Annotated in this window: 7 protein-coding genes; 3 read left to right on the forward strand and 4 right to left on the reverse strand. The window is 51.1% G+C overall.

Features of this window, described 5'->3' with window-relative positions; genetic code table 11:
* Positions 1-150: 150 nt before the first annotated feature.
* The 3 genes from ABD892_RS26045 to ABD892_RS26055 all read left to right on the forward strand — a co-directional run bounded on the left by ABD892_RS26045 (position 151) and on the right by ABD892_RS26055 (position 3,437).
* Positions 151-1,626, forward strand: a complete 1,476-nt coding sequence (locus ABD892_RS26045) for a hypothetical protein (RefSeq protein ID WP_345199280.1) — start codon at positions 151-153, stop codon at positions 1,624-1,626.
* Positions 1,627-1,737: 111 nt separating this feature from the next.
* Positions 1,738-2,379, forward strand: coding sequence for a GTPase (locus ABD892_RS26050; protein WP_345199281.1), 642 nt, complete (start codon positions 1,738-1,740; stop codon positions 2,377-2,379).
* Complete coding sequence (locus ABD892_RS26055) at positions 2,376-3,437, forward strand: methyltransferase (RefSeq protein WP_345199283.1); 1,062 nt, start codon at positions 2,376-2,378, stop codon at positions 3,435-3,437. The genes ABD892_RS26050 and ABD892_RS26055 overlap by 4 nt, the downstream gene beginning before the upstream one ends.
* An 8-nt stretch (positions 3,438-3,445) precedes the next feature.
* On the opposite strand, the gene ABD892_RS26060 is transcribed toward ABD892_RS26055, so the two are convergent.
* From ABD892_RS26060 to ABD892_RS26075, 4 genes are read right to left on the reverse strand one after another with little or no spacing between them, the layout of a single operon-like run.
* A complete protein-coding gene (locus ABD892_RS26060) occupies positions 3,446-4,159 on the reverse strand; it encodes an efflux RND transporter periplasmic adaptor subunit (protein WP_345199284.1) in 714 nt (237 codons plus the stop codon).
* A 35-nt stretch (positions 4,160-4,194) separates the two neighbouring features.
* Positions 4,195-6,180, reverse strand: coding sequence for a preprotein translocase subunit SecA (locus ABD892_RS26065; protein ID WP_345199285.1), 1,986 nt, complete (start codon positions 6,178-6,180; stop codon positions 4,195-4,197).
* A complete protein-coding gene (locus ABD892_RS26070; RefSeq protein WP_345199286.1) occupies positions 6,173-8,314 on the reverse strand; it encodes an efflux RND transporter periplasmic adaptor subunit in 2,142 nt (713 codons plus the stop codon). The genes ABD892_RS26065 and ABD892_RS26070 overlap by 8 nt, the downstream gene beginning before the upstream one ends.
* Entirely contained in the window at positions 8,314-10,155 is a 1,842-nt protein-coding gene (locus ABD892_RS26075) for a GAF domain-containing protein (protein WP_345199287.1), read from the reverse strand. Before ABD892_RS26075 ends, ABD892_RS26070 begins: the two co-directional genes overlap by 1 nt.
* Positions 10,156-10,230 lie beyond the last annotated feature (75 nt).

Here is a 10,230-nt window from a genome sequence, read left to right on the forward strand (position 1 = left end):
ATAAAGTAAAACAATAAAAATCTCTTTCTTTATATAAAAAAGCATTAAATAGACGGAATTGTCACTTCTACATTGGAATAATACCTAAAATGACTAAAGGGCATTAGCCTAGTAATCCACAACAAATAAAATGAACAATGGATTGTTTGTATGCCTTCTATTTCAGCTTTGATACGTAACAACCGGCCCCCATATGGTATCGGAACTCCAAAAAACTTTGATGATACCTCTCATCGAGTAGCCGTCGTCGATGCAGCTTCAATCAAGCAACATCCCGACTGCCAGTGTCCACAAAAATCACTGAAAGATTTCAAACTATCCAAGACGCCAGCCAAAAAAGACTTAACGGTTAAAGCGGTCAAGTACAATGACCAACTCAGAAAAACTCAAAATGCTGGAGAATTCATAAAACAGTTCCAGAAAATGACCCGCTCAGGCTTTACTCCCTCCCCCAAAATCGTGGAGAAAAAGTGCAACGAATTCGTTACCAACGCATCAAATAGTAGGGAAATGATGGGGGCTCTTCTGGAGTTGCAAAATCACGACCTTGTCCCCACCCAAGGAGTCGTGGAGAGAAAGAGTCACGAGTTCTTTACCAACGCATCCACCAGAAGGGAAATGATGGACACTCTTCTGGAGTTACAAAATCACAACCTTCTTCCTGATGAAAGCGTTTTAAATAACGTCTATTGCTCAATGACACAGGATGAAATTATAGATTCACTGCTTGGCTCCGGCGTTCGCCTTGAGTCCTTTAAACAATTACCGGGAGCTACTCTCGACGATTTTGTTAATGACAGCAGCAAACTGCAAACTCTGGTTCTTGGGTTAAACAACACCGTTCAGACCATTTCATTTAATATTCGTATGGACTTGCTTAAAAGTGATCAGCTGGCCCAGTCGTTCGGACTCGATAGTGCACAGGCCCGATCTGAGTTGTCGTCAAAGTTTGAGGTTAACAAGGACGATGCACAAGACCTTAAAGAGCAATCGCTGAAAGTGAGTCGTACCAGCCGCGATACATTTGGTGTTGAAGCACAGGAGATTGCCGAGTCGCTTTTGAAGAAAACCGTGGGGGAAATGCTGTCTGCCTTTGCGTACTCAGCCAAAGGTATCAAGGTACGCCAGCAGGCACTCGACACAATACGCTACAACATCGATACGGTTGTACCAACTATCAAGGCAGCTTCACAGTTTGCCAATAGGTTCGGTGATGAAACACTCCTTAACCCTCTGGATAAACGCTCAATCAAAAATCTAACAACCTTGATGCAAGCGGCAACTGAACACTCGATAGCACTTGCCAGTCTGAAAGAGGATCAACTTGCCACGATTACACGCAATGAAAAAACCGAGTTTGGAGACAAACTCACAAAAATTAAAAATAAACTCTCGCTTGAATTCATTCATCGTTATGTGGACCAATTCCCTGCAGCTAAAACCTTGCTAAAAGCCTCTGACAGGAAGCTGCACCGACATCTGGATCAAATTTCTTTACACTGTCGCACACTGGAGGACATTGATACTGTTCCCCAGGAAACCATTCAGAAGCACCTCGATGCATTACTGCAGTGTCGAGACGTCATCTGGGGCATATTGGATGATCGCGGTGAATACTGCGTGTAATCACTGCGTTTTTTATAACGCGATTGGTTCAGACTCTTATCTTTACGTAGCCTTCCATACCCGTTCACGCCTATACTCACTCATCAGAATACGAAGAATGAGTAGGTAGTAATGGCTTCAATCATCGCCATTGCAGGGTCTCCGGGCTGTGGAAAAAGCACGCTAACCCGTGCCATTGCCACGCATCTGGATGCATGCATTATTGACTATGACCACTACCAAACAGTCACAGATCAGCCCATTGAGTCGATCATAGAATGGCTCGATAAAGGCCTTGATTACAACGTGCTAACCATCCCAGGTTTGAGTGATGATCTGGCACTACTGAAGAGCGGGCAAGCCGTAACACCACCCAGTCAACCATTCTCCATTTCCCCTCGAAATATCATCCTGTTTGAAACACCGTTTGGTTATTGTCATGCCGAGTCGGCCCGACACGTTGATCTTATGCTGTGGATTGATATCCCCCTGGATATCGCCTTGGCCCGAAACATTCGCGCATTCACAAAGCACTTCACCCGTTCAAAACACACATCACCTGCAACTGACAATATCCTTTGGCTGCAGGAATACATGGATAACTACATCAACAGTGTGCATGACCTGCTAACTAAACAAATCGAAAAAGTGCGTCCTCATGCGGATTTCGTGATTGATGGCAAAAAAGATGTAGTATCCACCTGTGAGCAGGCACTCAAGATCATTCAAGGCTGGACGCATAACGAGACACCAAGAGAAGCATCTCTGCCATGACAATCCCGGTTAACCAACCCCCCAATCATAACGGCAGTCATTACGCCGACTACCTGCAGATTGATCGCTACCTGACCACCTTCATGGATCATCAGGCGCTGAACAGTGCACTGGAAACCGGGTTGATAGATTTACTCAGTAGCCATCAGCAAATAGACCTGGCACAAGCCTGCGACTGCCTCCGCAGCGACAGGCTTGGAACAGAAACACTTCTGGCGTTACTCGCAGTCAATCAGGTGATTGAACGACAAAATGCTAGAATTCAATTAACAACACACTTTCGCAATATCTTGCGCTTTCGCGATTTGCTGGAAACCAAAATTGCCTTCAGCAATCTTGTTGCGCCGGATGTTATGAGCGGGTTCACAACACTGCTGCAAAACCCACAACAGTTCATGAAGCAGTCGAGGCTATTTGAATTATTTGGTTACCATCGCTGTTTTGAGGTGACGGATGAGAATATGGCGCTCACCCGCCGCTGGATGCGCTTCACATCTACTTATACCCGCTACGAAGCAGCGGCCTGTCTGGCACATCATGATTTCAGTCAATATCGACAGATAATGGATATTGGGGGCAACAGCGGTGAGTTTTCATGGCAACTCTGCAGGCAGCATGCACGACTACTGGCGACGATTATCGATCTTCCCGTGGTCTGCGAGGTAGGCATGCAACATGTGGCTGATACCCCGGAAGCCAACCGTATCCGTTTTTTCAAAGCCAACGCATTGTCTGATCAGCTACCGGACAACATGGATATCGTTACCTTCAAATCCATCCTGCACGACTGGCCTGAAGATGCGACACAACGATTTATTGAACAAGCTTATACATCACTCAAGCCCGGTGGGACAGTACTGATTTTTGAACGCAGTCCTATCCAGATAAACAACCAGCGGCTGCCTTATTCCATGCTGCCCATGTTTCTGTTTTTCCGTTCTTTCAGAACATCAGACGACTATGTGGCTCAATTGCAAAATAACGGGTTCACCGATATCACTATTCAACACATTGAACTGGAAACCCCGTTTTATCTGATTACCGCCAAGAAGCAGTAAGTACATACTTATTCAGCTTTTGCCACATTAAACGCAGCGCGACATTTGAGCCCTGCGGGTAAACGAGCCCCCGGATTAGGTACCTCAACACGAACACCGTAGGTTCCGCTGGCAGCATCAATAACCTTATCCACAATCTTAACCGTACCCTGATAGGGTTTGCCATCAGATCCTACCAGTACCTCAACCGGCATGCCCGGCTCTAGAGTGCCATAGTAATCAGAACGCAGGACAATCTCTGCATGGAGGGGATCCAGCGAAACCAGTTCAAGTACCGGTTCAGATCCCACGTATTCACCAATAGACACATGTCGTTCAACGACAATGGCATCAATCGGACTGTAAATCTTGCGTTGTTTCAGTCGCTCCTCAGCCTCACGGGTTGCCAGATCCGCCAGCTCCCGATCCGTCAGCAACTCATCACGCTCGTACTCTGACAGCAGGCCTTTGCGTAACAGGTCCTGATTACGCTCCAGCTTACGAATGGTGAACTCTGCCCGTGCCTTGACACTATTTAGTGCAGCTTTTTCAAGACCACTTTCCAACGCAATCAGCAACTGCCCCTTTTCAACATTGCCCCCCCGCTCAGCATTCACCTGACTGACAATGCCGGAAACCTGGCTACTGATTTGAATTTCACTGCTGGGCTCCAGCAAACAGCTCAGCTGGGTATCATCCAACTCTGTCGCCATCAGCGGCATGGGCAGAATTAACAAAAACACTTTGATTATTCTTCTTTTCAGCACGGTAACACCTATTATCCCGAACCGGTGAACGACAAGCGTTCATCCTGTTTTTCATCGGACTGGAAAAGTTGTCGACGTATTGAAGCATGCCGACGTTCAACCTGTTTCTGGGTCCATTTCAGTCTGGCCAGCCCCAGACGTCCAGATAATGGGGAGGATGTCACAGACGACATTAACGCTTCCAACCCCATGAATGCTTTTCCTTCCAACAAGCTGTCCTCGCCAGAAACCAGTACCTCGAAGCTACCGGGGTCCCCCTGGCGGGCACAGCGGCCTGCTAGTTGTCGGTCAATCCGGGACGCATCATGATATTCGGTAAGAATCACGTGCAGGCCACCCGCCTCTTCGACGACAGGTGCCAACTTGATATCCGTCCCCCGCCCGGCCATTTGGGTCGCAACCGTTATTTGCCCCGGCAATCCTGCCTGAGCAACGATATCGGCTTCATGCTGATCATTTACCGCACTCAGCACCTGATGATCAAGGCCTTCCTGCCGCAATAATTCACTTAACTGTTCTGCCACCGCCACACTGGCAACCCCCACTAGAACTGGGCGACCAAGGTCATGCATACGACGAATACTGACGACCACTGCCTGCCACTTTTCATTCAGGGTAGGAAAATAGCGCGGGCCTGAATAGCAACGCCGACTGGGCCGATGAGTAGGAATGGGAATCACGGGCAGACCGTACACCGACCAGAGCTCACCCGATACTTCATGGGCCGTACCCGTCATACCGGCAAGATGGTGGTACTGTCGGAAAAAACGTTGATATGTCATGCGGGCCAACGTATCCCGTACGGCCGTTAACTCACAACCTTCCTTGATTTCCACCAGCTGATGCAGACCCTGCTCCCAGCTGCGATCCGCCATGATACGACCCGTATGCTCATCAATGATCTGAACCTTGCCGTCACGCACCAGATAATGGTGATCTTTTTCCAACAAACAGCGAGCCGTCAGCGCCTTGTGAATAATATCTTCCCGTCGTACTTTACCTGACCAGTAGCTGCCGGCATGCCGTGTCTGTTCCTTCAGCCAGGTTTCACCTTCAGGCCTTAACTGAACAGAACGTTGCTTTAGATCCAGCTTAAAATCCCGATCAACCACCATTTCGGAAGCCAGCGCCATTGCCTTGGACAACACCTGCTGCTGTTCCGGGCTTGCACCTTTTCCTCCCGATATCACCAACGGGCTTCTGGCTTCATCCAGCAGAACACTGTCAGCTTCATCAACGATGGCAAAATGCAGACCTCTCAGCAGCAGTGATTCATCAATGCTCGCTTTTCCTTTCAGCCTTCCGCCATGCAGATGTAAAGGGCTTTGGTTGTCTTTTAGAACCAGCTGATCCCGCAGATAGTCAAATACGACATCCTTGTTGGTGCAATAAACAATGTCGCATGCGTAAGCCTTTTTTTTCTCTTCCTGCGACAGCCCCTGAACCACACATCCGACACTCAAGCCCAGCGCCTGATAAACCGGCAGCATTAATTCAGCATCCCGACGGGCCAGGTAGTCATTCACTGTAATGACGTGTACGGGAATACCTGCAAGAGTTGCTGCGGCAGCGGGAAGGGTTGCGGTGAGGGTTTTACCTTCACCGGTCTGCATCTCCGCCACACAGCCTTCGATTAACGCCAACCCAGCCAGCAATTGAGCATCAAAGTGGTACATGCCCAGAGATCGACCTGCAGTTTCACGAATCAGTGCAAACGTTTCGGACAACAGGGCATCCGTCAGCCCCTCACGATGCAGTTTTGTTTGCAGAACCTTACGCGCATCCTGTAACTCTGAATCACTCATGCCACTGAATAACTCGCCATGGCGATGGATCCCGCCAAGCAAACGACGATGAATGAAGGCCCTGCTGGGCAGCAACCAGCTGCCCTGCCTTTTGGCTCCGTGATAGAGGCGCTCCAGCATGCCCGCCGGTTTGACCTTTTGCTCCGGCCGCAGCAAGGTACTGGCCGGTCGCCGCGTTGGGCGCCTAGACATCCAGCTGCCTCAGGAAGACACGGCGAATATCACGGAACCAGCGATAGGCCAGTGGTTCAGGGTCATGCCGAAACAATACATAGACCCGCTCATTCAGGCGTGCCTGAACGTCATCTGCAAGCGCCAGTTCCAGCTCGAAATAGCGACCGAAAGATTGTATGCCACGCTCTTTATCCGGATTGGCTGCAATGCGGCCACCGCCCTCCAATGTCAGGATATTACTGGGCAACTGCCGGGTAGCCGCCGGCTCAATGCGTAACACACTGGCCGTCCATGAGCGACTTCGATCTGAGACAAACCGGACTTCTACATCATGGGTCTGATTCCGCACCAGTTCTATCGCGTCTTCCGGCACCATCACGGTCACCGGCAAATCACCGTAATTGATGACATACCCTAACAAATCCCCTCTGGCCAGGTAGCGCCCTTCCAGTGTCCCTGAATCCGGTGGATAAAATTGACCTGCCTGCGGGCTGTTGATCGCCAACATCGCCATCTGTTGACGTTTATTGTCCAGTTCTTCCTGCCTGAATTTAGCCACCTCGCGGTTAATGTCAGCTACCGTTCGGTCAGCGACACTGGCCTGATACTGTGCCTGGGCTTCACGGAAATTGGCCTCCAGCACCTTTTCCTGTGCTGCGAGTTCTGGGTCAGTCAGATGCATCAATAGCTGCCCGGCATCAACCCGGCTGGCCGGCTGGACCGCCAGTGTTTCCACAAACCCGCTGACCCGGGCACGTACCCGTGACTGTTCCGATGGTGTCATGACACCTTCCGCCAGTGTCGCATGGGGAAAGGGAATGAAACCCAACAAAATCACAATGCCTGCCAGTACACAGGATGTTATCCCCCACAGCCGTACAGAACGTTTTTCCAACGAGCGATCTGTGAACGCTTTTTTCAGCAGTTTTCCCAATGGCATCACCACCGACATAAACAACAACCAGATAGCCAGTATCGTTCCGACTACAAAATATTCGCTGGCAATGAACAGTGCGATCATCACCATGATAAAAAGCCGGTATATGTACGACACCGTGACATAACCCGCCAACCACGCGCCTTCCCTGCGACTGGCGGCAGGCGACTCCAACCTCTCTACACCCAGCACATACCGCTTTACCAGATACCCGACATACTGGTTGCCGCGTGTCGCCAGGTTGGGAATTTCCAGCCAGTCGGACAGGACATAGTACGCATCAAAACGTAACAACGGATTGCCGTTGAACAGCAGAGTCGAAACACCGGCAATCAACATGGTATTGAATGCAATGGCACGGACAGCCCCCGGCTCCACCAGCGTCCAAACCACCATTGCGACGGCTGCAATGAAGGCCTCTACCAGTATGCCGGCGGCGCCGGTCAGCATACGCTGGTATTTGCTGTGAAATGCCGAAGCGGCTGACGCATCCACATAAGGCACCGGAAAGAACACCAGCAGCATGATGCCAATCTCATGCACTTCGCCGCCCCAACGCTTGACTGTGTAAGCATGCCCCAGTTCATGGATCGTTTTGACGAAGGGATAAATCAGGGCGATCAGCAGGACATTTTCCAGAGACAATATGCGGTCACTGACGTTATTGGTCAGCGCATCCCAGTGCAGGCCAGCCAGCACCAATCCCGTCACAACCACTGCACACCAGAGGAGCATGCCCCAGATACTGATCAGCGGACGCACCCAGGCCTGGGTTCTGCTCAAGAATCGCTCCGGGTCTACCAGAGGAATCCGAATCGCCAGTGGTGATTTGACTTTTTGTAACAGGCGCTTGCGTTCAATACTGCGAAAACGCTCATGGAGCAGGTCAATATCCGGCACGCTGTCCGAGTTGAGAAGGTTGGCGCGGAACAAACGGGACACTAGGTCGATGACCTCATCCTGAGAAGGCATCGAATCACCCAGCTGCCGGCACGCCTGTTCCCAGATAGCCTGTAATGAACGACTGCCGTCCATCAAACCGATGATATGCCAGGCTTCAGGGGTAAAACGGTGGAACTGTCCGGTGGCATGATCCTGCAGAACAAACCAGACCTGCCCACGATAAATGTGGCGATGAACATCCGCATGGCGGCGCAACCGCACCACCATGTCAGCGACGCGATACCAGGACTGACTGAACAGCGAGACGGACATCAGGCCCACCACATCCAGAGTTTAAGGCGCAGCCATGCCAGCAGGTCTCGGGTCCAGATAGTGACCAGCTTATCTTCGCCCAGCTCAACCTTGCCAATGCCTTCCATGCCGGGGCGCAACTGTGCTGCTTCGTCCTGCAACCTAGCCTCAACAATAAACCAGGTAGCGCCGTCTTCTGACAATGTTTTGGGGGTGATTTTATCTACCACGAACTCGTAGGGTTCGCCAGGTAAAGCCGAGAGATGCAACATGCCCGTCTGCCCCAGGGCAATATCAGCGATGCGACTTTCGGGGACTTTCAGGTCAACACGGTAAGCATCCAGTGGTGAAACTTCGAACAACACTTCGCCCTTGCTGACTGGCCCGCCGAGACGCTGACTCAGGTCTCCGCTGATCACCAGTCCGTTAAAGGGGGCCTCCTGGCGTGAACGCTCAATCTGGCTCTCTACCAGATTGATTTGAGCCCGGGCCTGATCCAGTTGTGCGGCAATGATGTTGACACGGGCACGATTATAATCTGCCGTCGCCTCCTGATATTGCCGGGAAAGTTTGTTCTGATGACTGCTCCAGCGGAGTTTCTCCAGTTGCAGATCCCTGTCGTCCAGTGCGACCAGCAGTTCACCTTCCTTCACCTCATCACCGGCACGCACAGTGGCATCTCGGACATACCCGTCATAAGGCGCTACCACAACACGCTGCATAACCGTCGCCAGAGCCGCCTCAGCCGACAGCCGGTTTTCACCGGTGGCAAACGTCAAAAACAGGATACAGGACAGTGAAGTAATCGCTGTCAACTTACGCCCTAAATAACCGGGTCCCAATAAGCGATGTAATTGCGTTTTTCCTGATTCCAGCGCCTTGCGCCATAATGGTCGGTCATTCAGACGCTTTTCTTCCAGCGCCGTGGCGGCCAGCGCCGTGGCACTTTCGCAATACTGTGCCTCATGGTTCGAAAAAGGCTTGTCCTCAGCGCGCTGAAACGTAATTGCGCCAACACACTGGCCATCGTGATAAAGCGGTACCGTTAAAATTGACTCGCCCTGATGCTGCTTGGCTAACGCCTGATGAGCAATAATAATGAGGCCATCCGTGCTCTCAACAGGAAGGGCGATTATACGCCCTTGATCCACAGCCTCATCCATCGCGGATTCAATACTACGAACCAGGTTCATACGCTTGGTGAACTGGGCACTATGAGATAAATGGCAAACCGTGACCGAACCATCACGGACAAAGCCAAGGCTGACCAGGTCACACTGCATGACCACCGCCAATTCCGACACCAGACGCATGGCCGCAGCATCAAAGTGAGGCTCTGCCAAGACCTTGGTTAACAAATCAACGGCGGTCGACAGACGTTGCTGTTCATCCTGTTTTGTATTCAGCGTTTCCCGCAGCAGTGACAGTTCGACCCAGCTGATTCCCCACTGCAACTGTCGCATGGCGGCCTGAATGACACTGTCACTCCGCCCGTCGAGGATAAGTACCGCTACCCCCATCAATGCGGTTTTCACTATGACCGGATGGGCAATCGCCAGCAACGGCTCATCATCACTGTCGTTTAAATGGGTCACCAGCGGCGACTGGTCTTCAATCACCTGCTCAATCAGTTCAGAGACGGTTTCGATTTCCGGCATGACGCCGGGCCAGATAGCCACGGGCTGAAAAATGCCGTGCTCAGGAGATTTGATTGCGAGAAGTCCGGCATGAATACCGGCAATCTGTTCACACTGGCGGGTCAGCCACTGCAGATAGAAGGCTTCGCCCTGTAAACCGGACAGGGGTTGTCCTGCTTGCGGGTCGGTGGATTGTCCGGCCTGTTTGTTTTTTATTATTTGCATTAACGGAAACCGTCAGGCAACTGCTGCCTGTATAGCACCGGGAAGACATAGGGCTGACACCGTCAGCCCTGTCGC

The sequence above is a fragment of the Kistimonas scapharcae genome, assembly GCF_039540975.1.
Taxonomy (GTDB): Bacteria; Pseudomonadota; Gammaproteobacteria; order Pseudomonadales; family Endozoicomonadaceae; genus Kistimonas; species Kistimonas scapharcae.

Bases quoted from the DNA above. Each gene is read 5' to 3' on its own strand.
- ABD892_RS26045 (WP_345199280.1), top strand. From the start codon at position 151: ATGCCTTCTATTTCAGCTTTGATACGTAACAACCGGCCCCCATATGGT.
- ABD892_RS26050 (WP_345199281.1), top strand. From the start codon at position 1,738: ATGGCTTCAATCATCGCCATTGCAGGGTCTCCGGGCTGTGGAAAAAGC.
- ABD892_RS26055 (WP_345199283.1), top strand. From the start codon at position 2,376: ATGACAATCCCGGTTAACCAACCCCCCAATCATAACGGCAGTCATTAC.
- ABD892_RS26065 (WP_345199285.1), bottom strand. From the start codon at position 6,180: ATGTCTAGGCGCCCAACGCGGCGACCGGCCAGTACCTTGCTGCGGCCG.
- ABD892_RS26070 (WP_345199286.1), bottom strand. From the start codon at position 8,314: ATGTCCGTCTCGCTGTTCAGTCAGTCCTGGTATCGCGTCGCTGACATG.
- ABD892_RS26075 (WP_345199287.1), bottom strand. From the start codon at position 10,155: ATGCAAATAATAAAAAACAAACAGGCCGGACAATCCACCGACCCGCAA.